At 55.5% G+C, this 26,946-nt stretch carries 26 protein-coding genes; 19 read left to right on the top strand and 7 right to left on the bottom strand.

What is annotated here, in order from left to right; genetic code table 11:
* Positions 1-367 precede the first annotated feature (367 nt).
* Positions 368-3,484 carry an AfsR/SARP family transcriptional regulator gene (locus BN873_RS02665; protein WP_048670428.1) on the top strand — a complete coding sequence of 1,039 codons (3,117 nt, stop codon included), beginning with the start codon at positions 368-370 and terminating at the stop codon, positions 3,482-3,484.
* A gap of 3 nt (positions 3,485-3,487) precedes the next feature.
* Here BN873_RS02665 and ypfJ read toward each other — a convergent pair whose 3' ends face one another.
* Both ypfJ and ppdK read right to left on the bottom strand, forming a co-directional pair.
* Positions 3,488-4,339, bottom strand: a complete 852-nt coding sequence (gene ypfJ, locus BN873_RS02660) for a KPN_02809 family neutral zinc metallopeptidase (protein ID WP_048670427.1) — start codon at positions 4,337-4,339, stop codon at positions 3,488-3,490.
* A gap of 202 nt (positions 4,340-4,541) precedes the next feature.
* Positions 4,542-7,295, bottom strand: a complete 2,754-nt coding sequence (ppdK, locus tag BN873_RS02655) for a pyruvate, phosphate dikinase (RefSeq protein WP_048670426.1) — start codon at positions 7,293-7,295, stop codon at positions 4,542-4,544.
* A gap of 333 nt (positions 7,296-7,628) precedes the next feature.
* Between ppdK and BN873_RS02650 the strand changes: the two genes are divergently transcribed.
* The 17 genes from BN873_RS02650 (at position 7,629) to BN873_RS02570 (ending at position 22,748) form a co-directional block, all read left to right on the top strand.
* Positions 7,629-8,483 carry an ATP-binding cassette domain-containing protein gene (locus BN873_RS02650; RefSeq protein ID WP_048670425.1) on the top strand — a complete coding sequence of 285 codons (855 nt, stop codon included), beginning with the start codon at positions 7,629-7,631 and terminating at the stop codon, positions 8,481-8,483.
* Positions 8,476-9,258 carry a lipid asymmetry maintenance ABC transporter permease subunit MlaE gene (mlaE, locus tag BN873_RS02645; RefSeq protein ID WP_048670424.1) on the top strand — a complete coding sequence of 261 codons (783 nt, stop codon included), beginning with the start codon at positions 8,476-8,478 and terminating at the stop codon, positions 9,256-9,258. Before BN873_RS02650 ends, mlaE begins: the two co-directional genes overlap by 8 nt.
* A gap of 5 nt (positions 9,259-9,263) precedes the next feature.
* On the top strand, positions 9,264-9,746 hold the full coding sequence (gene mlaD, locus BN873_RS02640) for an outer membrane lipid asymmetry maintenance protein MlaD (protein ID WP_048670423.1): 483 nt from the start codon (positions 9,264-9,266) through the stop codon (positions 9,744-9,746).
* 84 nt (positions 9,747-9,830) lie between these two features.
* Positions 9,831-10,439 (top strand): MlaC/ttg2D family ABC transporter substrate-binding protein, encoded by a 609-nt coding sequence (locus BN873_RS02635; RefSeq protein WP_048670422.1) that lies wholly within the window; start codon positions 9,831-9,833, stop codon positions 10,437-10,439.
* The gene (locus BN873_RS02630) at positions 10,439-10,741 is read left to right on the top strand and encodes an STAS domain-containing protein (protein ID WP_048670421.1); all 303 of its coding nucleotides are present in this window, start codon (positions 10,439-10,441) and stop codon (positions 10,739-10,741) included. Before BN873_RS02635 ends, BN873_RS02630 begins: the two co-directional genes overlap by 1 nt.
* 84 nt (positions 10,742-10,825) lie before the next feature.
* Positions 10,826-11,071, top strand: a complete 246-nt coding sequence (locus tag BN873_RS02625) for a BolA family protein (protein WP_048670420.1) — start codon at positions 10,826-10,828, stop codon at positions 11,069-11,071.
* 17 nt (positions 11,072-11,088) lie between these two features.
* A complete protein-coding gene (gene murA / locus BN873_RS02620; RefSeq protein WP_048670693.1) occupies positions 11,089-12,348 on the top strand; it encodes a UDP-N-acetylglucosamine 1-carboxyvinyltransferase in 1,260 nt (419 codons plus the stop codon).
* A gap of 7 nt (positions 12,349-12,355) precedes the next feature.
* A complete protein-coding gene (gene hisG / locus BN873_RS02615) occupies positions 12,356-12,988 on the top strand; it encodes an ATP phosphoribosyltransferase (protein WP_048670419.1) in 633 nt (210 codons plus the stop codon).
* A gap of 33 nt (positions 12,989-13,021) precedes the next feature.
* Positions 13,022-14,329, top strand: a complete 1,308-nt coding sequence (hisD, locus tag BN873_RS02610) for a histidinol dehydrogenase (RefSeq protein ID WP_048670418.1) — start codon at positions 13,022-13,024, stop codon at positions 14,327-14,329.
* Complete coding sequence (gene hisC, locus BN873_RS02605; protein WP_048670417.1) at positions 14,326-15,405, top strand: histidinol-phosphate transaminase; 1,080 nt, start codon at positions 14,326-14,328, stop codon at positions 15,403-15,405. The genes hisD and hisC overlap by 4 nt, the downstream gene beginning before the upstream one ends.
* On the top strand, positions 15,393-16,154 hold the full coding sequence (locus BN873_RS02600) for a Nif3-like dinuclear metal center hexameric protein (RefSeq protein WP_048670416.1): 762 nt from the start codon (positions 15,393-15,395) through the stop codon (positions 16,152-16,154). Before hisC ends, BN873_RS02600 begins: the two co-directional genes overlap by 13 nt.
* A 165-nt stretch (positions 16,155-16,319) precedes the next feature.
* On the top strand, positions 16,320-17,606 hold the full coding sequence (locus tag BN873_RS02595; protein ID WP_048670415.1) for an ABC transporter substrate-binding protein: 1,287 nt from the start codon (positions 16,320-16,322) through the stop codon (positions 17,604-17,606).
* Positions 17,607-17,822: 216 nt separating this feature from the next.
* Entirely contained in the window at positions 17,823-19,142 is a 1,320-nt protein-coding gene (locus BN873_RS02590; protein WP_171820405.1) for an ABC transporter substrate-binding protein, read from the top strand.
* 511 nt (positions 19,143-19,653) lie between these two features.
* Positions 19,654-20,253: a ubiquinol-cytochrome c reductase iron-sulfur subunit gene (gene petA, locus BN873_RS02585; protein WP_048670413.1), complete on the top strand. Its 600-nt coding sequence runs from the start codon at positions 19,654-19,656 to the stop codon at positions 20,251-20,253.
* On the top strand, positions 20,253-21,497 hold the full coding sequence (locus tag BN873_RS02580) for a cytochrome b (protein WP_048670412.1): 1,245 nt from the start codon (positions 20,253-20,255) through the stop codon (positions 21,495-21,497). The genes petA and BN873_RS02580 overlap by 1 nt, the downstream gene beginning before the upstream one ends.
* On the top strand, positions 21,494-22,237 hold the full coding sequence (locus BN873_RS02575) for a cytochrome c1 (protein WP_048670411.1): 744 nt from the start codon (positions 21,494-21,496) through the stop codon (positions 22,235-22,237). Before BN873_RS02580 ends, BN873_RS02575 begins: the two co-directional genes overlap by 4 nt.
* A gap of 112 nt (positions 22,238-22,349) precedes the next feature.
* Positions 22,350-22,748 (top strand): ClpXP protease specificity-enhancing factor, encoded by a 399-nt coding sequence (locus BN873_RS02570; RefSeq protein WP_048670410.1) that lies wholly within the window; start codon positions 22,350-22,352, stop codon positions 22,746-22,748.
* Positions 22,749-22,766: 18 nt separating this feature from the next.
* Here the strand turns inward: BN873_RS02570 and BN873_RS02565 are convergent, their stop codons facing one another.
* Positions 22,767-23,354 (bottom strand): BON domain-containing protein, encoded by a 588-nt coding sequence (locus BN873_RS02565; RefSeq protein WP_048670409.1) that lies wholly within the window; start codon positions 23,352-23,354, stop codon positions 22,767-22,769.
* Positions 23,351-23,947, bottom strand: coding sequence for a phosphoheptose isomerase (locus BN873_RS02560; RefSeq protein WP_048670408.1), 597 nt, complete (start codon positions 23,945-23,947; stop codon positions 23,351-23,353). The genes BN873_RS02565 and BN873_RS02560 overlap by 4 nt, the downstream gene beginning before the upstream one ends.
* A gap of 297 nt (positions 23,948-24,244) precedes the next feature.
* Between BN873_RS02560 and BN873_RS20765 the strand changes: the two genes are divergently transcribed.
* On the top strand, positions 24,245-24,685 hold the full coding sequence (locus BN873_RS20765) for a hypothetical protein (RefSeq protein ID WP_082161047.1): 441 nt from the start codon (positions 24,245-24,247) through the stop codon (positions 24,683-24,685).
* A 22-nt stretch (positions 24,686-24,707) separates the two neighbouring features.
* Here the strand turns inward: BN873_RS20765 and BN873_RS02555 are convergent, their stop codons facing one another.
* The 3 genes from BN873_RS02555 to ccoS all read right to left on the bottom strand — a co-directional run bounded on the left by BN873_RS02555 (position 24,708) and on the right by ccoS (position 26,939).
* Positions 24,708-25,457, bottom strand: coding sequence for a type III pantothenate kinase (locus BN873_RS02555; RefSeq protein WP_048670407.1), 750 nt, complete (start codon positions 25,455-25,457; stop codon positions 24,708-24,710).
* Entirely contained in the window at positions 25,457-26,443 is a 987-nt protein-coding gene (gene birA, locus BN873_RS02550; RefSeq protein WP_071243971.1) for a bifunctional biotin--[acetyl-CoA-carboxylase] ligase/biotin operon repressor BirA, read from the bottom strand. The genes BN873_RS02555 and birA overlap by 1 nt, the downstream gene beginning before the upstream one ends.
* Positions 26,444-26,741: 298 nt before the next feature.
* A complete protein-coding gene (gene ccoS / locus BN873_RS19020; protein ID WP_048670405.1) occupies positions 26,742-26,939 on the bottom strand; it encodes a cbb3-type cytochrome oxidase assembly protein CcoS in 198 nt (65 codons plus the stop codon).
* Positions 26,940-26,946: the final 7 nt, after the last annotated feature.

Here is a 26,946-nt window from a genome sequence, read left to right as displayed (position 1 = left end):
TCTCTTGCCTTGATTGTGGGTTTACTAGCTGATTTTACAGAAAATTCTGATTATCAGCTTAGCCAGTGATTGCTTTTGTGACGGGAATGAGCCGCTTCCAATTGACTTTTAGGCACTTTATGGCTTTATTATGGATACATATAGGTACTAAAAACACGCCGGACAATGACCGATCTGGAGGAGGGATTACGCGCGATGGCCAGCGCGGCGGCAGACTGAAGTTTTCAAGCAAAAGCGACCGGCTTTCTAAAATCAGCAGCCTGGTTCGCACTTCGGTTCAGACCACGGAATATCGGTGTTTATATTATGAATAATCTATTTAAAAGAATGAGCTATGAAGACTGCTCTCCTCATTTAGGAGATCTTTATGGCGACTAACAGCGGTCTGGCGATAGCTAATCCCGCCGTTGGGCTGGCTAAATTAAATCGGCCCTGGTTACCAGCAGTGTTACCCCGCGAGCGGCTGTTCCAGCGCCTGGACAGCGTGCAAAGCCAGCCCTGCACCTGGATCGGCGCACCCGGAGGTTATGGCAAAACCACGCTTGCCGCCAGTTACGTCGAAATGCGCGGCTTGCCTTGCCTGTGGTATCAACTCGATGAAGATGATGCAGATTTAGCGACCTTCTTTTATTATCTGGGCCTAGCGGCAGACTCCCTCGGTGATGGCCCGCCTTTGCCGCTGCTGACACCGGAGTCTCAGCAGGACATTCCCGCCTTCACTCGCCGTTATATTCGTCTGCTCTGTCAGCGGCTCAACCCGCCTTTCATCCTGCTACTGGACAACTACCATCGCCTTCCAGCGGAGGCGACATTTCATGGCATGTTGGCGGAAGCCCTGAACGACCTTCCCAGCGGGGTGCGCTGCCTGGTTACCAGTCGAGGTGAACCGCCACTCGCGCTGAGTCGAGCGCGTCTTCATGGCCAATTGGCCATCATCAGCATGGAAGAATTGCGCTTGACCTTGCCGGAGGCTCAAGGCATTGCCGATTTGGAGCCGGACCACCGCCCGACCATAGAGGATGTGCAACGGCTTCATGAACAGGTGCAGGGCTGGGCAGCGGGTTTGACGCTCTTATTGCGCGATGCCCAGATTCCCTTCATCTCCCGACCCCTTCCCGCCTCGGCATTGCTATTCGATTATTTCGCCACTGAAGTCTTTAAGCACACCGATCAACCGACCCAGCAGTTTTTGCTCAAAACCGCCTTCTTTCCAAAGATGACCGCCGCAATGGCTAGTCAAATGATCGATAGCGGGGATGCAGCAGAGTACCTAAACGCATTAGTGCGCAGCCACTATTTTACCTTCCGCAACGACACCACCGAACCCAGCTACCAATATCATGATCTGTTTCGTGATTTTCTCCTGCGTCGAGGCGCCCAGACCTTTAATGCGACCGATTACACGCACCACCAACGTCGTGCAGCCGTCATCTTGGAGGCGGTTGGTGATTTAAGTGCGGCGGTCGAATTGCGCCAAGCGCTCGGCGATTGGGAAGAACTCAGTCGCTTGGTGCAGCAGCACGGCCAAACCTTATTACGGCAAGGTCGCAGCCAATTGTTAGAAACGTGGTTGCATGGCTTTCCGCCCACTATGCGGGATCAATCCCCCTGGCTACTCTTTTGGTTAGGACAGTGCAAACTACATCACAACCCGGTCGGTGCCCGGAAAACACTGGTACGGGCTTATCGACGCTTTAAACACCTCGGCGATAGTCCTGGCGTATGGCTGACATGGGTAACCATCACCGACAGCTATTGTTTAGCGTGGGATAACTTCAAAGCAGCCAGAGGTTGGCTGGTAGAGTTCGAATATCTTCAACAGCGTTACCCTGGCATCCCGGTCCCTGATCTTGAAGCGCGTGTGGTTTGTGGGGTATTCAACATGATGTTGTATGCTTGGCCAGAGCATCCCCGATTCGCCTATTGGGAGCAACGGCTGGTCCAGTTATTACAGAGTCGCTGTCCGCCCGAAATTTATCTAATTTCCCTCGTCAGCTTATTGCTTCACTATGTCTGGAATACCGGGCAGCGCGCCAAAGCCACTTGGGCGCTAACCCTCCTACGTAATGCCAATGCAGATACATCCGATGTCCCACCAGTGTTGCGTTGCCTGGGGTACTGGGGAAAATTCTGCTACCAGTATTTATTTGAAGGCAATTCAATAGAGTGCTTGACGCTGGCCAAGACTGCTTCCGCGATTGCTACCCGTTATGGTATCCAAGTCATTGAACCTTCACTCTCCGGTTTTGTGGTCATTCACCTGAACGAGGGTCGGCTGGAGGCTGGGCGGACCGCGCTGGAGCGCTTCAAGCCGGTGGTTCATTCACTCCGTCCCGTAGAGCAGCTTCATTATCATTGGCTGTGCGGCTGGGAAGCCTGGCTATCAGGCCGCTTAGCTGAAGCGGCAGAATTGCTCCAGCAAAGTCTACCGGCATCGCATCAGACCTTTTATCACGCAACCGGCATGATTCAATGGGGTTTAGCTCAAGTTCAAGCCAGCCTCGGAAATCGCTCCAGTGCATTGCGACACCTGGCTGGTATGCGCTTTTGGATTCGTGCAGCTAATAGCCAGATCGGGCGGTTCGCCCGCACACTGGCTACTGCGCAATTTGCCCTGGATTGGGGTCGGCGAGAGCGCAGTCTGCGACTGCTGCGCGCAGCATTTACGATTGGGCGTCGAGAAGGTTATCTGTGTTTTCCATTCTTCAAATCAGAAGACCTAAGCCGATTGTGCATGACCGCGCTGGACGCGGGTATCGAGGTGGAGTATGTACGGACCCTGATTCAAAAACGCGGGCTGTTACCCGACTCCACCGTACCCGCTTCTGAACGTTGGCCCTGGCCAGTAAAACTTTACACCCTGGGCCGCTTCGCGCTGGTCATTGATGAGCAGCCCCTGACTTTTGGCCGCAAAGCACAGCATAAACCGCTGCAATTACTAAAAATTTTACTTTCCTGGGGCGGACGTGACGTTGAGCAGGCCCGCATCGCCGACGCGCTATGGCCGGACGCTGATGGCGATACTGCTCAGCAAACGCTGACCACGACCCTGCACCGGCTGCGCAAGTTACTGGGCCACGATGAAGCGGTGTATTTGCGGGATAGCCGATTGTCGCTAGACCCGCGCTATTGCTGGGTCGATCTGTGGTGTCTGGAGCGCCGCATCAACCAGGCTCACGAGCACATTCGAGAGCGCAAGACGACGGCTGCGGCCGCCGATATGGCCACCCTAGCCCACAGCCTCCTGGGCGCCTATCGCGGGTCATTTCTAGGTCAGGACAATGAAACATGGGCGCTTCAGGCACGCCAACGCCTGCAAAACAGATATCTGAAAATTCTGGAAGAAATCGGCGCTCACCTTGAAGATCAGCAGGATTGGGACGGTGCCCGTGCCTGCTATCAGCGCGGAATGGAGTTAGCGCCCGCCTCCGAGCGTTGCCGCCAGGGATTAAGGCGCTGTAATCCATCGCTGGAATCGTGCTAGCGCTTATAGCTGGGTGGCGCTAAAGGTATCGCACTGCCGTAAATCGCCCGTCGTAATGCCTTGCTTGAACCAACGCACCCGTTGTGCGGAGCTGCCGTGCGTGAACGAATCAGGCGCGACATAGCCTTTGGAACGCATTTGTAGGCGGTCATCACCGATGGCGGTCGCGGCGTTCAATGCCTCCTCAACATCGCCTGCTTCCAGAATCTGTCGAGTTTTTTGAGCATGGTTGGCCCACACTCCGGCGAAACAGTCGGCCTGCAATTCCAAGCGTACCGAGAGCGCATTCCCTTCAGCCTCGCCCGCACGAGCGCGCAAAGATTGCACCTTATCGGAAATCCCTAGCAAATTTTGCACATGATGCCCAATCTCATGGGCAATCACATAGGCTTGGGCAAAATCACCGGGCGCCTTAAAGCGCCGCTGCATCTCGTCAAAGAACTCGGTATCCAAATAGACCTTTTGATCCGCTGGACAATAAAACGGGCCGACCGCCGATTGGGCAAAACCGCAAGCCGACTGCACCGCGCCACTAAATAACACCAGCTTAGGTTCTCGATAAGTACCGCCCATCTGCCGGAATAAACTCCGCCATGTGTCTTCCGTATCAGCCAGCACCACTGAGACAAATTTACGCGCCTCCTGGTCAACTGGCGAGGTGGGTGCCGACCGCTGAGTGACAACAGGACTCGGCGTCCCGCCGCTTTCCATTAACACGGTGGGATCGATACCGAAGAACCAGGCGACAAGCAACAAGGCAACCGTCCCAATTCCGCCACCCGCAACGACGGTGCCCGTTCCCATGCCACGCCGATCTTCAACATTGTCGCTTTCTCTACCATCTCTCCAGCGCATGGAAGCCTCTCTAAAATAAATGATCTACCGACAGCGAAACATGAGCCTCAATCCCACCCTCCTTGACGTTCGCCAACGAGGGTGGGTCTTCGAGGAAGAGAGTATGTCTTTTAGACGATGGAAAACAATAAGGGCGACCGTAGCCGCCCCCAGCATTCCGGTCGGGAGCGCAAATCGCCACCCCCGACTCCATCAACAACGATTAAGGCTGATAGTTCCCTTCCAGCAACTTGGCATGTGCCGCCGCCAGCCGGGCGATGGGAACGCGCGGTGAGGAGCAGGACACATAGGTTAGGTTGGCATAATGACAGAAGCGCATGGAACGCGGATGACCGCCCTGCTCGCCACAGATGCCGACCTTGAGGCCGGAACGAGTCTTGCGACCGTTGGTGACCGCAAAGGACATCAACTGACCAACGCCCTTAGTGTCCAACGCCTCGAACGGGTTGTCCTTCAGAATACCCGCCGAATTGTAGAACGGCAGGAACTTGTTCTCGGCGTCTTCACGCGAGAACGAGAAGGTGGCCTGGGTCAGGTCGTTGGTGCCGAACGAGAAGAATTCCGCCACTTCAGCGATTTCCTCAGAGCGCAGACAAGCCCGCACCACTTCCATCATGGTGCCGAACTCGAAATGCACCTTGACCGCGTACTTGGCTTCGACTTCCGGCAATACCTCATCGACCAGCGCCCGCACCCGCATCAATTCTTCCTTGGTACAGACCTGCGGCACCATGATTTCCGGGTGAACGTTGACCTTCTCCTGGATACATTCCGCCGCCGCTTCCAGCACCGCCCGAATCTGCATCTTGTAGATTTCGGGATAGGTCAGGCCCAGACGAACGCCGCGATGACCGAGCATCGGGTTGATTTCGTGCAGGGCGCGGGCCTTTTGCAGGATTTCTTCCTTCTTGGCCAGCACATCGGAGACCAGATGGCTGTCGTTGAGGATACCGAGCTGCTCGACGGCCTTCGGATTGGCCTGGGCCAGAATCTGGCTGATGGCTTCCAAACCCTGCGCGGTCTGGCGCAGATGGCGCAGATGCTCGATGTCGTCCACCAACGTCTGCTCGGAGGGCAGGAACTCGTGGATCGGTGGATCAAGCAGCCGGATGGTGACCGGACGCGGGGCCATAACGCGCAGGATTTCCTTGAAATCGCTGCGCTGCATCGGCAACAACTTAGCCAGCGCGGCTTCGCGGTCTTCGGTGGTCTCGGCCAGAATCATTTCCAGTACGATGGGCAGACGTTCCTTGGCGTTGAACATGCGCTCGGTACGGCACAGGCCAATGCCCATCGCGCCGTAGTTGGAGGCGCGTTGCGCGGCGTCTGGGGTATCCGCATTCGCCATCACCTTGAGGGTGGCGATTTCGTCGGCCCAACCAAGCAGGGTGCGCAGTTCCGGGGTAAATTCCGGCTCGACCGTCGGCACTTCACCCAGGTAGACCCGGCCGCTGCCGCCATCAATGGTGACGATATCGCCTTCGTGCAGCACCACATCACCGATCACCGCCTGGCGCTGATGGACGTTGACGTTAATATCTTCGGCACCGACCACGCAGGGCTTGCCCATACCGCGCGCGACCACCGCCGCGTGCGAGGTCTTGCCGCCCCGGCTAGTCAGAATGCCGACCGCCGCGAAGAAACCGTGAATGTCTTCCGGCTTGGTCTCTTCGCGCACCAGGATGATTTTTTCGTTGGCGCCACGACCGCGCTTCACGGCGGTATCGGCGTCGAACACGATCTTGCCAGAGGATGCACCCGGAGACGCGCCCATCCCCTGGGCCGCAGGAGCCACCTTATGTTTCGGGTCGAGCTGCGGGAACATCATCTGTTCCAGCGATTCGGGATCAATACGCAGCAGGGCTTTTTCGCGGTTGATCAAGCCTTCGTTGGCCATTTCCACCGAGCTGCGCACCATCGCCGCAGCGTTCATCTTGCCGTTACGGGTTTGCAGGCAGTAGAGCACGCCCTTTTCGATGGTGTACTCGTAATCCTGCACTTCGTGGTAGTGGCCTTCCAGCTTGTTGCGCAGTTCGACCAACTGCCGGAACAGATCCGGCATCTCGTTTTTCATCTCCAACACGGGCTTGGGGGTGCGGATGCCGGCCACCACGTCCTCGCCCTGAGCGTTGACCAGGTACTCGCCGTACATCACGTTTTCGCCAGTGCCGGGGTCGCGGGTGAAGCCGACGCCGGTCGAGCAATCGTTACCCATGTTGCCGAACACCATGGTCACGATATTGACGGCGGTGCCGTTGGCCTGATCTGGAGTGATCTTGAATTCGCGGCGGTAATCGACGGCGCGCTGGCCCATCCACGAGCCGAACACGGCCTTAATGGCCAGCTCAAGCTGCTCATAGGGGTCTTGCGGGAACGGCCGCCCGGTCTGCTCCTGAACGACTTTGAGGAACAATTGGCCGATGTCTTTCAGGTCGTTGGCGCTCAGGCCCAGATCAACCTTGACGCCTGCACGGCGCTTGACCGCCTCAAAGTGCTCATCGAAATGATGATCGTCCACCCCCAGCGCGATCTTGCCAAACAACTGGATGAAACGACGATAAGCGTCATAACCGAAGCGTTCGTTGCCGGTGAGCTTGATCAGCCCGGCCAGGGTGGTCTCATTCAGGCCCAGATTGAGGATGGTGTCCATCATGCCCGGCATGGACATAGACGAGCCGGAGCGTACCGAGACCAACAGCGGATTGCCCGCACCGCCAAACTGCTTGCCGGTTTCTTTTTCCAGCCAGGCCATATGTGCCCGCACATCGTCCATCACGCCATCGGGCAGGCGATTATTGGCAATGTAGTCCAGGCAGGCTTCCGTACTGATGACGAAGCCCGGCGGCACCCGCAGCCCGATCTGCGTCATTTCGCAGAGGTTGGCCCCTTTACCGCCCAACAACATTTTGTTCTTGCCGTCGCCTTCGGTGTACTTGTAAATGTATTTTTTTGCCATGATCCTACCTTCTGCATGATGATTTGAAACAAATATCGGAACCCCGCAGTTCCCATACGGTAAGCCCATCCGGCAGCACCGTAACCGGGTTTGTAGCTCGGTCAATTCGGCGCGCCGGATACGACGGGAACACACGGAATTCCGGAGGAAAACTCCCGCCGGCCAATACAGCAGCCAGCATCGTTATAAAAAGATAGCTGCTTGCGTAGGTAATTGCCAAGTTTCATTGGCGCTAGCACCGAGCGTCCTATTTGACTTACCGCTGGCTTGACCGGAAACTAGATCACCTTATCGCCACATAAATTCATCAGTTTGCCATCTCTCTCCGCCTCAATGTCCGCCGTCACCCACTCTGCCGCGATCCCCATTCCCGACGCCGCGCCGCTGATTACCGTGCGTAATCTATCCTTTCGGCGTGGCTCACGGATTATCTTTGAAAACGTGGATTTAGCGATTCCGCGCGGCAAAATTACCGCCATCATGGGGCCAAGCGGCACCGGAAAAACCACGCTGCTTCGGCTGATCGGTGGTCAGATACGCCCCGACGCCGGCCGCATCGACGTCGATGGTGCCTGCGTTCACGAGTTGGGGCGCCGCGAGTTGTACCAGTTGCGTAAGCGGATGAGCATGTTATTTCAAAGCGGCGCACTGTTCACCGATTTGAGCGTTTACGATAACGTCGCTTTCCCATTGCGCGAGCATACTCGGCTACCGGAGAGCTTTATCCGCACGTTAACGTTGATGAAATTGGAAGCAGTCGGTCTGCGCGGCGCGCGCCATCTGATGCCAAGTGAACTGTCCGGCGGTATGGCCCGGCGGGCAGCCCTGGCCCGCGCCATCGCCCTGGACCCCATGATGATCATGTACGATGAGCCTTTCTCCGGCCAGGACCCGATCACGATGGGCGTGCTGGTCAAGCTAATCCGCACGCTCAACGACGCCCTGGGATTGACCAGCATCATTGTGTCGCATGATGTCAAGGAAACCGCCTCTATCGCCGATTACATTTATCTCATTTCCGATGGCTCGGTAGTCGATCATGGCACCCCGCAAGCGTTGGAGCACTCCCGATCCGGCTGGGTCGAACAATTTCTGCATGCCCTACCGGATGGTCCGATGTCATTCCATTATCCCGCCCCGACGTATGCCCACGATCTAGCGCTTGCTGAGGGACCGGCCCTTGCTTGAAAGCGTGCGACGCTTGGGGCGCCTGGCACTGCGCTTCTTGCAACGTCTGGGCAAAGCCACGTTGTTTTTGCTGGGGCTGTTGGGCGCGCTGGCCGCGTTGTGCAAACGCCCTGGATTGATCGTTAAGCAACTTTACTCCCTTGGCGTGCTCTCGCTACCGATCATCGCCATGTCGGGGCTGTTCGTCGGCATGGTGTTGGGTTTGCAAGGTTACGCTAATTTGGTCGATTTCGGCGCCACGTCCACACTGGGTACGGTCGTTGCCCTGTCTCTGGTACGGGAACTGGGACCGGTGTTGGCCGCGCTCCTTTACGCCGCGCGGGCTGGCTCGGCACTAACTGCTGAAATCGGCTTGATGAAGGTCACCGAACAACTCGCCTGTATGCAAATGATGGCGGTTGATCCATTTGCGCGCGTTTTCGCGCCACGCTTTGTGGCCGGCTTTATCGCCATGCCGCTGCTGGCGGGTATCTTCACCGCTATCGGCGTCTTGGGCGGCTATTTCGTCGCGGTCAAGCAGCTTGGCGTGGATAGCGGGGCTTTCTGGTCACAAATGCAAGCATCAGTCGGGCTGGTTGATGATGTCATCAAAGGCGTGGTCATTAAGAGCATCGCGTTTGGCTGGGTCGCCAACTGGATCGCTGTCTTTGAAGGGTACGATGCGATACCCACCTCGGAAGGCATCAGCTTGGCAACGACTCGCACGGTCGTCAACACCGCCTTGGTGGTGCTGGCATTGGATTTCGTGTTGACCGCGATCTTTTTTGGAGTCTAAGCGCCATGGTCGCTATCAAAAAACTGGAACTGGCGGTCGGGGTTTTCGTCGCCCTGGGGCTGGTGGCTTTCTTCATGCTGGCGATGAAAGTCAGCAATATCGCTGAACTGGGCGAAGATAAAGGCTACAAGGTCACTGCTCGTTTCGAGAGCATCGGCGGACTTAAGATCCGCGCACCGGTCAGCCTGGCTGGGGTACGGATCGGGCGGGTGGCCAACATCGGCCTGGACACCCAGACCTACGAGGCCGTAGTCACGTTGTCCATCGACCCTCAATACGACCGTCTACCGACCGATTCCAGCGCCAGTATCCTGACCTCGGGTTTATTGGGGGAACAATATGTCGGTTTGGAACCTGGCGGCATGGACACCTATCTGAAGAACGGCAGCACTCTGAAATTGACGCAATCGGCCTTGGTGCTGGAAAAACTCATCGCCCGCATGATCACTGGAGCAGCGGACAGCGAAGGGTCATCCAAAAAACCTTGAGCATCCGCCATTTCGGTATGCTGATTTAACCGACACAGCCCGCGTTTCTGCTGGCTTAAACCTGACCTAAAGAAGAGTTGTTACATGAAACAAGTCATCACCACCGGTCTGCTGTTGCTGGCCTTGGGTAGCGGTTTCAGCGAAGCCGCTGTCACTTCCCCGCAAGATGTGGTCCAAGAGACCTCAACGCAGATGCTGGATGCTTTGCGGCAAAACCGCGCTACCATTGACCGCGAACCGGGTCAAATTTATCCGCTGGTTAATCGGATCGTGTTGCCTAACTTCGATTTCGAACTGATGTCACGCTGGGTACTGGGACGAGCTTGGCAGCAAGCCACGCCGGAGCAACGCCGCCAATTTACCGAGGAATTCCGAACGCTGCTGGTGCGGACTTACGCCAAAGCACTCCTGGAATATGCCAACGAAACCATCCAAATTTTGCCGCAAGCCGGTGCAGCGGTGGGCGATGAAACCACCGTCAAGACCGAAGTTCGACCCAAGACCGGCCAACCCATCCAGATCAACTACAACATGCACCTCGGCAACGAGGGCTGGAAAGTTTACGATGTCACGGTCGATGGAGTGAGCCTGGTCACCAGCTATCGCAGCACGTTTACTACGCAAATCCGTACGAGCGGTATGGATGCCGTGATCGCCGATCTGCGGCAACGCAACACCCGGTTCACCCGCTGATGGCGACCGCAACGGTCGAGCGCGATGGTACGACCCTGCGGATCGTCGGCGAACTGGATTTCGATTCGGTCGCGGATCTGTGGGCGACTACCGGCTCGTTATTCGAAATTGCAGTGGAACCGGTAGTTCAGATCGACCTCAGCGGGGTCCGGCGCTCTAACAGCGCGGGCGTGGCGCTCTTGGTCGAATGGCTACGCCAAGCACAAAGTCGGCAAAGTAAGTTGGTTTTCAGCAATATGCCCGCACAAATGCGGGCCATCGTCCGTGTCGTCGATCTGGAAACTGTATTACCCGTGGCTTGAAGGACTCAAGACTCTGATGACCGCAAACTCCCTAGCGAGCGTTTCTATCCCTCGCTTCTCGCAGCATCACATCCGGTGTGTGACATGCAAGCCAAAGACATAGCACAGTTGATCGAACAGCAGTTGCCCGGTGCTAAAGCGACCGTGCAAGGCGACGATGGCATCCATTTCGAAGCCGTGGTTATCAGCCCGGATTTCGCCGGTAAGTCCTTACTGCAACAACACCGTTTGGTGTACACAGCCTTGGGCGGATGCATGGAACGCGAGGAAATTCACGCGCTTTCCCTCAAGACCTATACGCCGGATGCCTGGCGCCAATCACACTCCTGATGGGTAACAATGAGTCAATGAGCAAATTGATCATCAGCGGCGGCTTGCCGCTACAAGGCGAACTACGGGCGTCCGGAGCCAAAAATGCGGTACTCCCGATTCTAGCCGCCACTCTGCTGGCCGATGCGCCGATGACCATCGGCAATGTCCCGCATTTACAAGATGTTACGACGACGATGGAGCTGCTGGGCCAGATGGGCGTCGAACTGGTGGTGGACGAGCGGATGAATATTCAAGTCGATCCACGCACCATCCACACGTTTCACGCCCCTTACGAGTTAGTGCGTACCATGCGCGCCTCCATTCTGGTGTTGGGTCCGCTGTTAGCCCGCTTCGGCCAAGCCGAAGTCTCCTTACCCGGCGGTTGTGCCATCGGTTCACGGCCGGTGAACTTGCATATCAAGGGTTTGGAGGCGATGGGCGCCACCATTAAGGTCGAGAACGGCTATATCCGCGCCCGTGCCGAGCGGTTGAAGGGTGCTCATATTGCGCTGGATCTGGTCACTGTGACCGGTACTGAAAACCTGCTGATGGCCGCTACCCTGGCGCGCGGCACCACGATCATCGAAAATGCCGCCCGCGAACCTGAAGTGGTCGATCTGGCCGATTGCCTCAACGCAATGGGAGCGCGGATCAGCGGTGCCGGCACCGATACCCTGGTCATTGAGGGCATTGACCGCCTGGGCGGCGCTAATTATCAGGTTTTGCCGGATCGCATCGAAACGGCCACCTATCTGCTGGCTGGCGCGATCACTGGTGGTCGCGTCAAAGTCAAAGGGACGCGCCCGGATACCTTGGAAGCGGTCTTGCTAAAAATGGAGGAAGCGGGTATCCGGGTCAATACCGGTCCTGATTGGATTGAGGTCGATATGGCCGGCAACCGACCCAAGGCGGTTCGCATCCGTACTGCCCCCTACCCGGCTTTTCCCACCGACATGCAAGCTCAGTTCGTTGCGCTTAACGCGGTCGCCGAGGGGGTTGGCATGATCACCGAAACGGTCTTTGAGAACCGCTTCATGCACGTTCAGGAACTACACCGGATGGGCGCCCAAATCGAACTGGAAGGCAACACCGCAATCAGCATCGGCATACCGCGCTTAACGGGGGCACCGGTCATGGCCACTGATCTGCGCGCCTCGGCCAGCCTAATCCTGGCGGCCCTGGTCGCAGATGGCGATACCGTGGTGGATCGGATTTATCATATTGACCGTGGTTATGACTGTATTGAGGAAAAGCTGGCCCAATTGGGCGCTCGCATCCGTCGCACACCAGGCTAGCTCGTTTATGGCTGCGCCGTTGACTATCGCCCTATCCAAGGGCCGCATTTTCCAGGAAACCCTGCCGCTGCTGGCGGCAGCTGGCATTGTACCGACTGATGATCCTGAAACCAGCCGTAAGTTAATTCTCGACACCGATCAGCCGGACGTTAAGCTGGTGATCATCCGCGCTACCGACGTGCCGACGTATGTGCAATACGGGGCTGCCGATCTCGGTGTGGCCGGTAAAGATGTGCTGCTGGAGCACGGTGGCGAAGGACTGTATGAACCCTTGGATTTGCGGATCGCCCGCTGTCGGCTGATGGTCGCCGGCCGTCCTGATCAGCCACTCCGCTGGCACCGCCCTCGGATCGCCACCAAGTTCGTCAATATCGCGCGACGTTATTTCGCAGACCAAGGGCGCCAGGTGGAAATCATCAAACTGTACGGCTCGATGGAGCTGGCGCCGCTGGTGGGGTTGGCGGATTACATCGTTGATGTCGTCGATACCGGCAATACTCTGAAAGCCAACGGTCTGGCACCGCTGGAACATATCGCCGACATTAGCTCGCGGCTGATTGTCAACAAAGCGGCAATGAAGATGAAACACGCCCGAATCAAAGCGATCACCGCGCGCATGGCTGTTGCGGTAGGCGACTGAGCCACGCCGCCCTTCCTATCCTGGAGCCGATTTATGCCAGACATCCAACGTCTGACCACTGCGGACCCCGCTTTCTGGACGCGACTGGAAACGCTGACCGCGTGGGAGGGAGTCGCCGATGAAGCCGTGACCACCACCGTGCGCGACATCCTCGCTCAAGTCCGCACCGTGGGCGATGTCGCCTTGCTGGAATACACCCGCCGTTTTGACCGCCTGAACGCTAAACAAGCCGGCGATCTGGAAATCCCTCCTATCCGCTTGCAACAGGCACTGCACTGTATCCCTGTTGACCAGCGCACCGCGCTGGAAACGGCCGCCGCTCGCATTCGCACCTATGCTGAGCGACAAAAACAGGAATCCTGGGTTTTCACGGAAGCCGACGGCACCGTGTTGGGCCAGCAAGTGACGCCTTTGGATCGGGTGGGTCTATACGTCCCCGGTGGTAAAGCAGCCTATCCATCCTCGGTGTTGATGAATGCCATCCCGGCCAAGGTCGCGGGTGTTCCGGAAATCGTCATGGTAGTACCGACGCCCGGTGGTGAACTGAATGAATTAGTATTGGCCGCCGCCGCCGTGGCGGGCGTGGACCGAGTATTCACCATCGGCGGCGCGCAGGCAGTGGCCGCACTGGCTTACGGCACGGCGACCGTGCCGCGCGTGGATAAAATCGTCGGGCCAGGCAATGCCTATGTCGCCGCCGCCAAACGGCAAGTCTTTGGCACGGTCGGCATCGACATGATCGCTGGTCCCTCGGAAATTTTGGTGGTCTGCGACGGGCAGACTGACCCTGACTGGATCACAATGGATTTATTCTCGCAAGCCGAACACGATGAAGACGCCCAACCGATTCTGATTAGCCCGGATGCCGCGTTTCTGGATCGCGTTGCGACTCGCATCGACGCCTTGCTACCGAGCATGGAGCGGCGGAAAATCATCGAAGCATCGTTGGATCGGCGGGCTGCGCTGATTCAAACGCTCGACTTGAACGAAGCCGCGCAGGTGGTGAATTTCATCGCGCCAGAACATTTGGAATTGTCGGTGGAAAAACCGGAAGCGCTGTTGCCACTGATCCGTCATGCAGGGGCAATTTTCCTCGGTCGTTACACCGCCGAGGCGTTAGGTGATTATTGTGCCGGCCCTAATCACGTTTTACCGACCTCGCGCACCGCACGGTTTTCCTCAGCGCTGGGCGTGTACGATTTCCAGAAGCGCTCTAGCCTCATCAACTGCTCTCCTACCGGAGCGGCGACTCTGGGTCGCACCGCCTCAGTCCTGGCCCGTGGCGAGGGTTTGACTGCTCATGCCCGCTCTGCCGAATATCGAATCGCGGAGCAACCATGAGCAATCGCTATTGGAGTCCGCTCGTTCACCGACTTACGCCCTACGTTCCGGGCGAGCAACCCAAGCTCCCTCATCTGATCAAACTCAACACCAACGAAAATCCCTACGGACCATCGCTCAAGGTGCTGGAGGCGATTCAGGCGGAGCTATCCGATGCGTTGCGCTTGTATCCCGATCCCAATGTCGAACGGTTGAAACAGGCCATCGCAGATTATTACCGCATCACACCGGCTCAGGTGTTTGTCGGCAACGGCTCGGATGAAGTGCTGGCGTTCGTGTTTCAGGGGCTGTTCCAGCATCCAGCACCTTTGCTGTTTCCTGATATCACCTACAGCTTCTACCCAGTTTATTGCGGTCTGTATAGCATTGATTACCAAACGGTACCGCTGGCTGAGGATTTCACGTTACGGGTCGCTGATTATCAACAGCCTAATGGCGGCATCATCTTCGCTAATCCGAATGCGCCAACCGGCTGTCTGCTGCCGCTGGATGATCTGGAATGGCTGCTTTCTCATCACTCGGATTCAGCCGTGGTCGTGGATGAAGCCTATATCGATTTCGGTGGTGAAACGGCTATCGCGCTGGTGGACCGCTATCCGAACCTGCTGGTGGTGCAAACACTGTCTAAATCGCGCTCACTGGCAGGCTTACGGGTGGGTTTCGCCGTCGGCCATCCCGAATTAATCGAGGCATTGGAGCGAGTCAAGAACAGCTTTAATTCCTATCCGCTCGACCGCCTGGCCATCGCCGGCGCGATAGCTGCCTTCGACGACCGTGATCACTTCGAGCAGACCTGCCAAACCGTGATCGCCAGTCGGGAAACAGTGAGGGCAGGATTACGGGAGCTTGGTTTTAAGGTGCTCCCTTCAGCAGCCAATTTCCTGTTTGCCCATCATCCTCGGTACGATGCCGGCGAACTAGCAGGCGCCTTACGGCAAAAAAGCATTATCGTTCGCCATTTTCGCCAACCCCGCATTGAGCACTTTCTACGGATCACCGTCGGCCATCCCGAACAAAACGCCGCGTTACTGGCTGCGCTCAGCGAGATATTGGAATCGCGCGGATGGTCGGCTTAAGCGAGCTGGCCGCCTATAGCGACCGCTTGCTGTCGGTCGAAAGCTTCAATGACTATTGCCCGAATGGCTTGCAGGTTGAAGGTCGGGCAGATGTGAAAACCCTGATCGGCGGCGTCACCGCCTGTCAGGCGCTGCTGGATGCCGCTATTGAGCACCAAGCGGACGCCGTGCTAGTGCATCACGGCTATTTTTGGAAAGGTGAAAACCCTTGCATCACTGGCATGAAGCAACGGCGGCTGGCCACCCTGCTCCGCCATGAGATCAGCCTGCTCGCCTATCACCTGCCGCTCGATGCGCATCCAGAACTCGGCAATAACGTCCAACTGGCCCGTGTGCTGGATTTGACCATCACCGGAACGGCTGGTGGCAACCAGCGCACACCGGGATTGGTGATGCTGGGAGAACTGCCCGATCCGCTGCCAGGGCACGCTTTTGCCGCCCGCCTCGCCGCTCGCCTCAGTCGAACCCCGCTGCACATCGCCGGCCATGATGCGCCAATAAAACGGCTGGCTTGGTGCACTGGAGGCGCACAATCTTATATCGAACAGGCTCTTGATGCCGGTGCGGATGCCTTTTTAACCGGTGAAGCCTCTGAGCAAACCGTCCATTTCGCGCGCGAAAACCGCCTGCATTTCTTTGCGGCGGGCCATCACGCCACCGAACGCTATGGTGCACAAGCGCTCGGCACCCATCTAGCTGAACACTTCGGTCTGAATTTCATTTTTGTTGAAATCGACAACCCGGTTTAAGCCCTGGTTTTCAATAAAAAAGAATCAGAATTATCCAGTCTTATAGCCCTATTTATCATAGATAATTATGTCCTAATAAAGTATTCATGCTCCTTTTTGTTAACGCTATGGAAGCGAAGACATTGGTGTTCTATCCTAAAAACATCACTTCAGAGGAGTTTATCTATGGCTATGCAACAATTTAGACCGGCTAGCAAGAATGCCAAATCCAGTGGATTGCAGGGTGCGAAAGTCTCCAGTGCCGTTCTGACCTTGCTACTTAGCCTTTGTCTGACCCCAGCCCTGAGCCAAGCCGAAGAACCGGGTGTTACCGACAAAATAATCCGCATCGGTGCCTCGACCCAACTGGAGGGAGACCTCAAGATGTTTGGGCAAAATACCAAGCTAGGGATGGAAGCGGCGCTGGCTGGGCAGACAGTACAGAAACGAACGATTCAGTTTGAACAACTCAATGATTTCTATGAGCCTGATAAAGCCATAGAAAACACCAAACAGCTCATCAGCAAAGGGATTTTCGCGATAGTCAACAGCTGCGGCACACCGACTGTCCGCGCGGCGTTACCTATATTGGCAGAAAATAAGATCCCTATGTTTGCCCCCTATACCGGAGCAGGTTTCACAGGACCCGGCGACGTGCTCAACTTTCGCGCACCCTATACCAAAGAGTTGGAGAGTCTCACCGAAACCGCGCTAGCCAATGGCGTCAAACCGAGCGAAATTTGTGCTTACGTGCAAAATGATGGTTTCGGGATGAGCGGCATCAAAGGCATTCGTGAGGCTTTGGTAAAGCAACCCGGCACTGAAACGATTGTGGCTAAACTCGACCAGATTTTAAATCAGGTGGGCGACAATCCAAATCGTAATGGAATTGGCCCGGTCGGTGTCTACCCTAAAGATATTATCGTGGCGAAACCAGGCTATGATTCACTGAAAAAGTGGGAAAAAGACAGTGGTGCACACTGCCGACTGGTAATGACCGTGGCGGTCTTTGCTCCAACCGCTGAGTTCATAGGCTATGCCCACTATAAAAATGAATCTTGGGTTTTCAGTTCGATTTCTTTACTGGTGGGAGACATGTTCACAAAGCAACTAAAAGAAAAAGGGGTACAGGATAAAGTCATCACGACCCAAGTCGTTCCGGCGCTTGACTCACCCTTACCTATCGTTACGGAAGCGCGCAAAAACCTAGGCACCAATCTCAACTACACATCCCTGGAAAGCTATATCGTCGGTAAATTGTTTGTCGCTATCCTGCAAGCCATTGACGGGCCGCTGACCCGCGAGAATTTTCTCAAAGCCGCCCACCGCCAGCCCTACGATATTGGTGGTATCAAGGTAGATTTCACCACCGACAACCAAGGCTCGGACTTCGTGGGTTTCACGCTGTTACGGGACGGTCGCTTTGTGCCGGTTAGCCCACAAGACCCTGAACTGGTGAAACTGTTTAAGTAACACGCCAAATTCGATAGCGCTGCAAGCTTGTAATAGACCAGGCGAGTCTCTCTCGCTTGGTCTTTGTATTTTTTATCTTTAATAATCAAAACACTAATAAAAGAATTTAGCATAACAGGGCGAGTACCCAGGTAGACAACTACTTGCCTATGATCAAATATCCTTAAAAAAATGAAAGGTTTTAGTATAAACTATACCCTAGAAAGCGTAATAAATATGATGCTTTTTATAAATAATAAGGAATTGGATATGTATTCATTACTAAAAAATTCATCGTTTAACCGCAGTAAAAAAGCTAATCGGCGTATTCCTTATCTCATCGGCAAGCTAGGGCTGGGATTATTGCTTGGGGTTTTCCTGACTCCACTTTGGGGCCAGGCAGAGGAGGCCGGCGTAACCGACAAAACAATTCGTATTGGCTCTACCCTCCCCTTGGAAGGGGATTTTAAAGTCTATGGTTTGGCGCAGAAGCGGGGCATGGAAGCTGCCCTTGCTGGGCAGACAGTCCAAAAACGCACTATCGAGTATTTAACGGCTAATGACTTTTACACGCCTGACAAAACAATGGTGGCAGCCAAGGATTTGATCGCAAAAGGCATCTTTGCGATGGTCAATAGTTACGGCTCCCCCACCACCAAAGCAGCGTTACCGATCTTGGCTGAAAACAAGGTACCGGCGTTCGGCTTTCTCACGGGCGTCGGCTTCACCGGCCCCGGCGATGTGTTGAACTTTCGTGTCAGTTACACGGCGGAAACAGATGCTCTGGTGGAAATAGCCTTGGCGGCGGGTGTCAAGCCTGTTGAGGTCTGCATGTATATCCAGAATGATGTTCTTGGCCTGGCTGGCGTCAAGGGGATGCGGGCGGCTTTGGCCAGACATTCAGGGACCGAAGCCATCGTCCAAAAGCTCGACCAGATTCTGAATATGCCAGGCGATAGCCCAGACCGAAACAATATCGGTCCGGTGGGTGCCTATCTCCACCATACCATTAGCGCTCATGGCGGCTATCAGTCTCTAAAAAAATGGGAAGCTGACAATAATAGCCACTGTCGGTTTGTTGTCGTTTTAACAGCCATTGAAGAGCCGGCCAATATGTTCATGGCTTTTGCTCGCTATAAAGGAGAGCCTTGGTTTTTCAGCGCTTCGTCCCTGCTTGTAGGTGAGCGGCTCGCCAAAATACTGAGCGATAACAATGTCAAAGACAAAGTGATTTCCGCTCAAGTGGTGCCTTCGCTCGACTCAGCGCTGCCTGTGGTAGCCGACGCCCGCAAAGCCCTTGGCAAAACTCTGGATTACTACAGCCTAGAAGCCTATTTAGTAGGCCGATCATTTGTAACCATCATGCAAGCAATTGAAGGGCCGATTACCCGTGAGGCTTTCCTCAAGGCCGCACGCCGCCAACCTTACGATGTCGGTGGCGTCAAGATCGATTTCACGACAGACAATCAAGGCTCGGATTTCCTGGAGACGATGGTTCTGCAAAACGGTCACTTCATACCCATCAGCCGACAGGACATTGCTCCTCTACTTAAATAACGACCTGGTTTAGCTCAGGGTGTACTTGCAGAGACAATCCACACTCTGCGTCAGAACTATCTCGGTCCCGCGTCTTCGGGCGCGGGTAATTCATCACTGCATTGGCTGCACATCTTTTCATTCGATATACCACCCGCTTTCTCGCCACGCTATTTTCTTGCCAAAGTCATTATAATTTTTTGTGTTATTAAAAATTAATTTTTATAACAAAATAATTTGAGTTGATCCATGGCTAAAACCGATCTCGTCTTAATATCGAGCCATGACACCAAAAACCTTTATGCGACCGCATAGACCCTAATACCCTCCGTGAGGTATAGTTTTACTTTACTGTGGGAACGAAAAGAGATCGCTTCGATGGCTTCCATCCGCCGCTCGGTTGCCCATCGCAAGCTGCCGGATTTGGCTAGTCTGGCTACCGGCGTCGCTCCAGCACATGAAAAAAACCGTGCATACTCATGAATGATCAACCTTCGACTTTAACTATAAATCTACAAATAGGAGACTGCGTATGAGTACGGTAGATGACGTCGATCTCGGCAGACGCCGCTTTCTGACCGCTACGGCTACTGTGGTCGGTGGCGTTGGCGCCGCGTTCGTCGCCGTTCCCTTTTTGAAGTCCTGGTCGCCCAGTGAACGCGCCCAGGCTGCTGGGGCACCGGTGGAAGCCGACATCAGTAAGCTGGAAGAAGGCGCCATGATGACGGTCGAATGGCGCGGGAAGCCGGTCTGGATTCTAAAGCGCAGCAAAAAGATGCTGGACGATTTGCCAACCCTCAAGGGGGAACTGCTCGATCCAAACTCGGAAATGGCTAGCCAACAACCGAAATACGCGCGGAACACCAACCGCTCGATCAAGCCCGAAGTGCTGGTGCTGGTCGGTATCTGTACCCATCTCGGCTGTTCGCCTACGTTCCGGCCTGATGCGGCACCGGCTGATCTGGGACCCACCTGGAAAGGTGGCTTCTTCTGTCCCTGTCACGGATCTCGCTTCGACCTGGCCGGTCGGGTTTACAAGGGCGTCCCTGCACCCTCGAACCTGGAGGTCCCGTCCTATCGCTATCTCAATGACAGCCGTGTGTTGATCGGCGTTGATCCGGAGGCCGCATAATGGCAAATACACAAGGCACAACCGGCCTGCTCGGCTGGATTGACGAGCGTTTCCCGTTAACCAAATCCATCCGCGAGCACCTGACCGAATACTACGCACCCAAGAATTTCAACTTCTGGTACTTCTTCGGCTCGCTGGCTTTATTAGTGCTGGTTAACCAAATTCTGACCGGCATTTGGCTGACGATGAACTACAAGCCCTCGGCGGCCGAGGCATTCGCCTCAGTCGAATACATCATGCGCGATGTCGAGTGGGGCTGGCTGATCCGCTATATGCATTCCACCGGCGCTTCGGCTTTCTTCATCATGGTTTACCTGCACATGTATCGCGCCCTGATTTATGGGTCATACAAAAAGCCGCGTGAATTGATCTGGATTTTTGGGGTAGTGATCTTCCTGTGCCTGATGGCGGAAGCGTTCATGGGTTATCTGTTGCCCTGGGGCCAAATGTCCTACTGGGGCGCGCAGGTCATCATCAACCTGTTCAGCGCGATCCCTGTGATCGGCCAGGATCTCTCCATCTGGATTCGCGGCGATTACGTGGTATCGGATGCCACCTTAAACCGCTTTTTCTCGCTGCATGTGATTGCCCTGCCGCTGGTGTTGCTGGGGTTGGTCGTCGCCCACATCCTCGCTTTGCACGAGGTCGGCTCTAACAATCCCGATGGGGTGGAAATCAAAAAGCTGAAAAACGACAAGGGCATACCGCTGGATGGCATTCCCTTTCATCCCTATTACACCGTTAAGGATTTAGTCGGTGTCATGGTGTTTCTGCTGTTTTTCGCCGTGATCATCTTCTTCACCCCTGAAATGGGTGGCTACTTCCTCGAGCACCCTAATTTCGATCCAGCTAATCCGCTGCAAACCCCCCTCCACATCGCACCGGTTTGGTATTTCACCCCGTTTTACGCGATGTTGCGCGCGGTGCCTTCGTTCGCGGGCACTCAAGTCTGGGGCGTGCTGGTGATGGGTGCTGCCATCGTCATTCTGTTCTTCTTGCCGTGGCTTGATCGTAGTCCAGTTAAGTCGATCCGTTATCGCGGTTTTTCCTTCAAACTGAGCCTGGCGGTCTTCGTGGTGTCCTTTTTGATTCTCGGCTATCTGGGTGCTCTACCGACCACACCGGGCCGCACCAGCTTGGCGCAGATCTGTACCTTCCTCTATTTTGGCTTCTTCTTCGTGTTACCAATCTTGCCGGCTTTCGAAAAAACCAAGCCCGTTCCGGAAAGGGTGACCTGGAAATGAAAAAAATAATCGTTGCACTCGCATTTTTGGCCTTGCCGGCTTTGGGCGTCGCGGCTGGTGGAGCAGATTATCCGCTACAGGTCGCACCCATTGATTTGCACAACAAGGCTTCGCTACAAAAAGGGGCTAGACTGTTTGTCAACTACTGTATGGGCTGCCATTCACTGGAGCACCAGCGCTACAATCGCATGGCCCGCGATATCGGCTTAACCGACGAACAGGTCAAAAGCAATCTGATTTTCACCGGCGCCAAAGTCGGTGAATTGATGAAAAATGCGATGCCTAAGTCAGATGCCAAGCAGTGGTTCGGCGTAGCGCCGCCTGATCTGACCTTAATGGCCCGGTCGCGGGGCGTAGATTACCTCTATACCTACCTCCAGACCTTTTATCTCGATCCTACCCGGCCATTTGGCGTGAACAACGTCGTTTTCCCCAATGCCGGAATGCCGCATGTGTTATGGGAATTGCAAGGTTTGCAAAAGCCGGTCTACGAAGTTCACAAAGATAAGGCCGGCAACGAAACCAAGACTCTCAAGGGATTTGAACTGGTTCAACCGGGCAGCATGAGTCCGCCAGAGTTCAAGGAAGCGATGGTTGATCTGGTCAATTTCCTCGCTTACGTCGGCGAACCGATTCAGTTGCAACGCCAGAGCCTCGGTATTTGGGTCGTTCTGTTTCTGTTCCTTGCCAGTGTAGTGTTTTATCTTCTCAAGAAGGAATACTGGAAGGACGTGCATTGATGTGGTGCTTGCATGGGTGGGTGTAGCGGTCACCCTCCCATGCAGCCCTTGCTCTTACAATGGATCATCTCGGCTTCGACCGAGCGCATTTTTTCCTGTTCAGCTCATTGCCATGACCTCTAATCGCCCCTATCTGATCCGTGCGTTTTACGAATGGATTGAAGACAATGGTCTGACTCCACACCTGGTGGTCAACGCTGAAGCGCCGGGCGTGGAAGTACCCAAACAGCATGTGCAGGAAGGGCGTATTGTGCTGAATATCAATGGATCGGCAGTACGCGCTTTACACCTGGGCAATGAGTGGATCGAATTCAATGCCCGCTTCGGGGGCGTTGCCCGCACCGTGCGAGTTCCTGTCACTGCGGTTTTAGCGGTCTATGCGCGTGAGAACGGCCACGGGATGGCGTTTAGCGAGGAGCAAAGTGACGGCGACGAACCCCCGCCACCGCCACCTGCTGAAAAAACCAGCGGACGCCCAGAACGGAAGCCGACGCTGAAAATCGTCAAATAGCAGTCGGTCGTGCTATTGTCAGTTGATAAACTCGAACAGCGTTACCACCTGGTGGACACCACCTATTTGGCTGACAACGTTAGCAGCGGCATCTCCCTCACTGGGCCGAACCAGCCCCAATAAATACACCACACTCCGATCAGTAACCACTTTGACTCGCGTCGGGTCAAAATCCTTGATTTGAATTTTAAATAGAGCGGCTTTGGCTTTGGTGGTCAACAAAGCATCATTGCTGCGCGCGGACAACGGGCTGGCAGGACCGACCACGACCTCGTTGTAAACCTCCCGCGGAGGTGGCATGACCCCACGCGCTATGAACTCGGCCTGCCGCCGCATATCCTCCGATGCGGCCTCTCCGGTCAATAAAACGACCGCGTTGTAGCTGGTTGCGCTGATCCGATTACCGCTTGGCAATTGCCGATCCAGCGCGGCGGTGACCTTTAATCCAATCGTCTGATCATCGACCAGTGTGCCAGTGGTCCTGCGGTCATGTGCCATGCCGACGCCGACTGCCGCCGTCCCACCGACCAAAAGCCCAACACAGCCGCTTGACAACAGCGAGCCGACCAGCACCGCGCTGGCCAGCATCAATTGACGTGCTTTCATGTTTGCTCCTTTCCAAACAACAGCCAATCCACGCCATCGCACAGGCAGTGGATCACGAGAATATGAATTTCCTGGATGCGGGCGGTTGTGGTCGCCGCCACGCGAATCTCTATGTCCTGGGCGGTGATTTGTCGGCTGATGCGCCCACCATTCCCTCCAGTCAGGGCCACTGTTGCCATTCCCATCCGGCGGGCAACAGCCATAGCGGCTAACACATTCGGCGAGTTACCACTGGTGGAAATCGCCAGCAACACATCACCGGTGTTCCCTAACGCCTGAACCTGACGCGCGAAAATTTGCTCAAACGCATCATCGTTGCCAATGGACGTAAGGGCTGAGCTGTCAGTAGTCAGGGCGATAGCCGGTAACCCGGGACGTTCGATCTCGAAACGGTTGACCAGTTCAGCAGCAAAATGTTGCGCGTCGGCCGCAGAACCACCGTTCCCGCAAACCAACACTTTTTTACCTTGCCGAAATTGCTGAGCCAGATAGTCAGCGGCGCGGGCAATTTGTGGTCCCATCACCTCCAGGGTACGTTGCTTGGACTGGAGACTAGCGGCAAAATGCCCGCTGATGCGTGTGAGCAGATCCATGATGAACGTTCGTCTAAAGATAAGTGAGCGGCAAAGCTTAGCGCATTCGACAATCTCCATGTAATCGCCAGGCACCACATTCTGCCATGTTGCGGGTCTCAGTCATCCGGTTCAAACAGCCTGAGCGTTCTAGGGGACAACTTATCACCCAGTAGACTAAAATAAATTGTCTTGATCCGTTTTATTTGGCAAACGTTCAGGTTGTAAAGCATCTAATTCAGATACCGGACCCCGGTGGCGGCGCAAAGCTGGTTGCAGCAATGCTGGTTTACAATCGATTTTCTGTGAGATAACGCGATGAACGCATTCAAACGGTTGCTGGTTGGAGCGGGGATGGCGGCGACCCTCATCGTTCCGTCCTATAACGCGACTGCATGGGATGGCGGTGGTGGCCCCTGGCTTAGAGGTCCAGGCGGACCTGGCCCTATCGGTGGACCGCCCGGTCCTATGGGTGGACCGCCTGGCCCTGGCCCTGGCCCTGGTCGTCGTCATCACGGGCCAGGACCAGGCGCGGCTATAGCAGGCTTAGCCGTCGGCGCTATTGTCGGCTCGGCTATCGCAAACGCGGCACGAGGGCCGGCTCCTGCCGGACGGAGCTGTAATTCCGTCATGGTGGATGGCAGGACTTACTACAATTGCGGGGATAGCGATTATTACGGTAATGGCTATAACGATGGCTATCGGGATGACCGTTACCGTTATCGGTATGAAGACGATCCGCAGTGGGATGGCCGATAGCCTGGATGATCTACTAGGTCATTTAACCAACCGGCGAGTGGTCGTTTTGCTCGGCTAGGACTCGAAGGCCGTGAAAAATCAGATCGGGTTCTAGTCGAAATGACCCTTGTAAGTAAGGAAGGATGATCTCCGCTCCACCGCCGGTCAAAAACCGTATTCCCTGACCGCCAACCGCCATCATTCGCTCGGTAATCCCGTCGATGGTGGCGGCGACTGCATAGATGGCCCCCCCCCAAACGGCATTGCGGGTGCTTTGCCCGAAGAGGTGAGGTTCCCCCTCTTCCGCTGGAATCTGTCGGGTGTCCCGATAGAGCGCCTGGCGCATCAACCGAATCCCCGGCACGATCAGCCCGCCCCGATGTTGACCATCGGCCGCTAAAGCATCAAGGGTCAGTGCGGTGCCACAATCCACGACATAGCACGCTTGGCGGGCTAAATCACGGGCTGCGATCATCGCCACCCAACGATCAGCACCTAACCGCGCCGGTTCCGCATACGCATTGCGGACCCCACAGGCCTGTGCTGTCGAAAACACAAATTCAGCATCAATCCCCCAAGCTTGCCAGACCCATTCGGTGAGCGCGGCGCGAACTGCCGGGCCGGCAACACTGACGATCAGTACCCGTGCCGGCCGGGGCAACCCCCCCCACTGCTGTTGGGCAAGCTCTGCCCACCCGATCTTGCCATGATCCATCTGGCCGCGTACTCGCCATCGTCCATCCGCATCGACAACCCATTTGATCCGGCTATTGCCGACATCCGCCAAAAGCATCACGTCTGATCAACTCGCAAGCTGATTTCACCGCCCAGATAAGGCACCCATTGACCATCAACGGTTTCGAGCAACAGCGCACCGCTGCCATCTACGCCGCGCGCGATGCCGGGTATAACATTGTTCGGTAATTTCAGCGTCACGCGACGGCCCGCTACCACATCGAAATGTTGCCACGCGACGGCTAGCTCTTCCGAAAAGCCGTTCTCTTGAAAAAGCGCAAAAGAGGTCAGCAACTCTGAGATTAACAGCGCCGCTAATCGATTACGGGAAACGCACTCTTCACCCAAGATCTCTCGCAGATCAATCCAAGGTTGATCAATGGCCGTTGCCACCGTGCGCGGCAGCGCCACATTCAGCCCAATGCCAGCAACCACATAAAAACCGCCGGGCGAGTTCCCAGATTCCAGCAGAATGCCTCCAAGTTTACGCCCCTGACACAGGACATCGTTCGGCCATTTCAGGCCAACACCAGCGACACCCACTTGCCGCAGAACCCGGGCGACGGCAATGCCGGTTGCCAAACTCAAGCCGACCGCCGCCGAGGGTGCCTTAAAGCGCCAGAGCAACGACAGGGCCAGGCTGGCGCCAAAGGGCGATAACCAACTCCGCCCCTGACGCCCACGGCCTATCTGCTGCATCTCTGCTAAACAAACCGTACCACTGGACCAGTCCATGCCGGCTTGGGTGAGCAAATAGCTATTGGTCGAATCGATGAGCGGATGGACTTCCAGGCGGCTGAGCCAGGTACGAGCGCTGTGATCCAAGCCGCTGATGATCTCGTCATCATCAAGCAATTCCAGCGGCTCGAGTAAAGTCAAATTACCATCGGCTGAACCCTGTATAGCCAAATCCAGTTTGCGTAACTCCTGAACGCTTTGTTCGAGCATCACAGCATCCAACAGCAATCGGTCGCGAAGCTCCTGGCTAGAATGGCTCCGACCATCGGCTAAGGCTCTTAGAAGGGCTAATTTGCAATTCGCCATGGCTAAAAACCGCTCTCTTCTGCTGCCAACTCAGCAAGCTCCCATAAAAAACGCCTTCCCCTTGCGGTGGAAGGCGGCTACCAAGAATCTATCGAAGACCTGCGCAGCGCGGACGCCAAGCGCTGCTGCAACTGAAACCAGCGGATGGGACTTAAAACAGGCTACCCCACGGCACGGCTGAAAAAAAGCTCAGATATGAAATGATGACCAACACAATGAGAATGATGATCGGGAAATTCTGAAACGTGAACATCGCTTTTCTCCTTATGATTTACCGTGAAATATTAAAACTTTTTTTTCATTCATTCAATGATTTATCGCTATTCTCATCAGGCCGCTGGGGAGGAAGACGCGGATCATCATCGTCCATGAGGATTCGGTACGCCGGGCCTTCCAGATCGTCGAACTGACCGGTTCGCACGGCCCAAAGAAACGCCCACAACGCCACACCCGCAACGCCCAACGCCATCGGTATCAGCAAGTAAAGAATTCGCACAAGACCC

Origin of the sequence: Candidatus Competibacter denitrificans Run_A_D11, assembly GCF_001051235.1 — a bacterium.
Lineage (GTDB): Bacteria > Pseudomonadota > Gammaproteobacteria > Competibacterales > Competibacteraceae > Competibacter_A > Competibacter_A denitrificans.
The sequence above is the reverse complement of the archived record's forward strand: the minus strand, read 5'-3'. Positions and strand labels throughout refer to the sequence as shown.

Bases quoted from the DNA above. Each gene is read 5' to 3' on its own strand.
- BN873_RS02665 (WP_048670428.1), top strand. From the start codon at position 368: ATGGCGACTAACAGCGGTCTGGCGATAGCTAATCCCGCCGTTGGGCTG.
- ypfJ (WP_048670427.1), bottom strand. From the start codon at position 4,339: ATGCGCTGGAGAGATGGTAGAGAAAGCGACAATGTTGAAGATCGGCGT.
- ppdK (WP_048670426.1), bottom strand. From the start codon at position 7,295: ATGGCAAAAAAATACATTTACAAGTACACCGAAGGCGACGGCAAGAAC.
- BN873_RS02650 (WP_048670425.1), top strand. From the start codon at position 7,629: ATGTCCGCCGTCACCCACTCTGCCGCGATCCCCATTCCCGACGCCGCG.
- mlaD (WP_048670423.1), top strand. From the start codon at position 9,264: ATGGTCGCTATCAAAAAACTGGAACTGGCGGTCGGGGTTTTCGTCGCC.
- BN873_RS02635 (WP_048670422.1), top strand. From the start codon at position 9,831: ATGAAACAAGTCATCACCACCGGTCTGCTGTTGCTGGCCTTGGGTAGC.
- BN873_RS02630 (WP_048670421.1), top strand. From the start codon at position 10,439: ATGGCGACCGCAACGGTCGAGCGCGATGGTACGACCCTGCGGATCGTC.
- BN873_RS02625 (WP_048670420.1), top strand. From the start codon at position 10,826: ATGCAAGCCAAAGACATAGCACAGTTGATCGAACAGCAGTTGCCCGGT.
- murA (WP_048670693.1), top strand. From the start codon at position 11,089: ATGAGCAAATTGATCATCAGCGGCGGCTTGCCGCTACAAGGCGAACTA.
- hisG (WP_048670419.1), top strand. From the start codon at position 12,356: ATGGCTGCGCCGTTGACTATCGCCCTATCCAAGGGCCGCATTTTCCAG.
- hisD (WP_048670418.1), top strand. From the start codon at position 13,022: ATGCCAGACATCCAACGTCTGACCACTGCGGACCCCGCTTTCTGGACG.
- hisC (WP_048670417.1), top strand. From the start codon at position 14,326: ATGAGCAATCGCTATTGGAGTCCGCTCGTTCACCGACTTACGCCCTAC.
- BN873_RS02600 (WP_048670416.1), top strand. From the start codon at position 15,393: ATGGTCGGCTTAAGCGAGCTGGCCGCCTATAGCGACCGCTTGCTGTCG.
- BN873_RS02595 (WP_048670415.1), top strand. From the start codon at position 16,320: ATGGCTATGCAACAATTTAGACCGGCTAGCAAGAATGCCAAATCCAGT.
- BN873_RS02590 (WP_171820405.1), top strand. From the start codon at position 17,823: ATGATGCTTTTTATAAATAATAAGGAATTGGATATGTATTCATTACTA.
- petA (WP_048670413.1), top strand. From the start codon at position 19,654: ATGAGTACGGTAGATGACGTCGATCTCGGCAGACGCCGCTTTCTGACC.
- BN873_RS02580 (WP_048670412.1), top strand. From the start codon at position 20,253: ATGGCAAATACACAAGGCACAACCGGCCTGCTCGGCTGGATTGACGAG.
- BN873_RS02575 (WP_048670411.1), top strand. From the start codon at position 21,494: ATGAAAAAAATAATCGTTGCACTCGCATTTTTGGCCTTGCCGGCTTTG.
- BN873_RS02570 (WP_048670410.1), top strand. From the start codon at position 22,350: ATGACCTCTAATCGCCCCTATCTGATCCGTGCGTTTTACGAATGGATT.
- BN873_RS02565 (WP_048670409.1), bottom strand. From the start codon at position 23,354: ATGAAAGCACGTCAATTGATGCTGGCCAGCGCGGTGCTGGTCGGCTCG.
- BN873_RS02560 (WP_048670408.1), bottom strand. From the start codon at position 23,947: ATGGATCTGCTCACACGCATCAGCGGGCATTTTGCCGCTAGTCTCCAG.
- BN873_RS20765 (WP_082161047.1), top strand. From the start codon at position 24,245: ATGAACGCATTCAAACGGTTGCTGGTTGGAGCGGGGATGGCGGCGACC.
- BN873_RS02555 (WP_048670407.1), bottom strand. From the start codon at position 25,457: ATGCTTTTGGCGGATGTCGGCAATAGCCGGATCAAATGGGTTGTCGAT.
- birA (WP_071243971.1), bottom strand. From the start codon at position 26,443: ATGGCGAATTGCAAATTAGCCCTTCTAAGAGCCTTAGCCGATGGTCGG.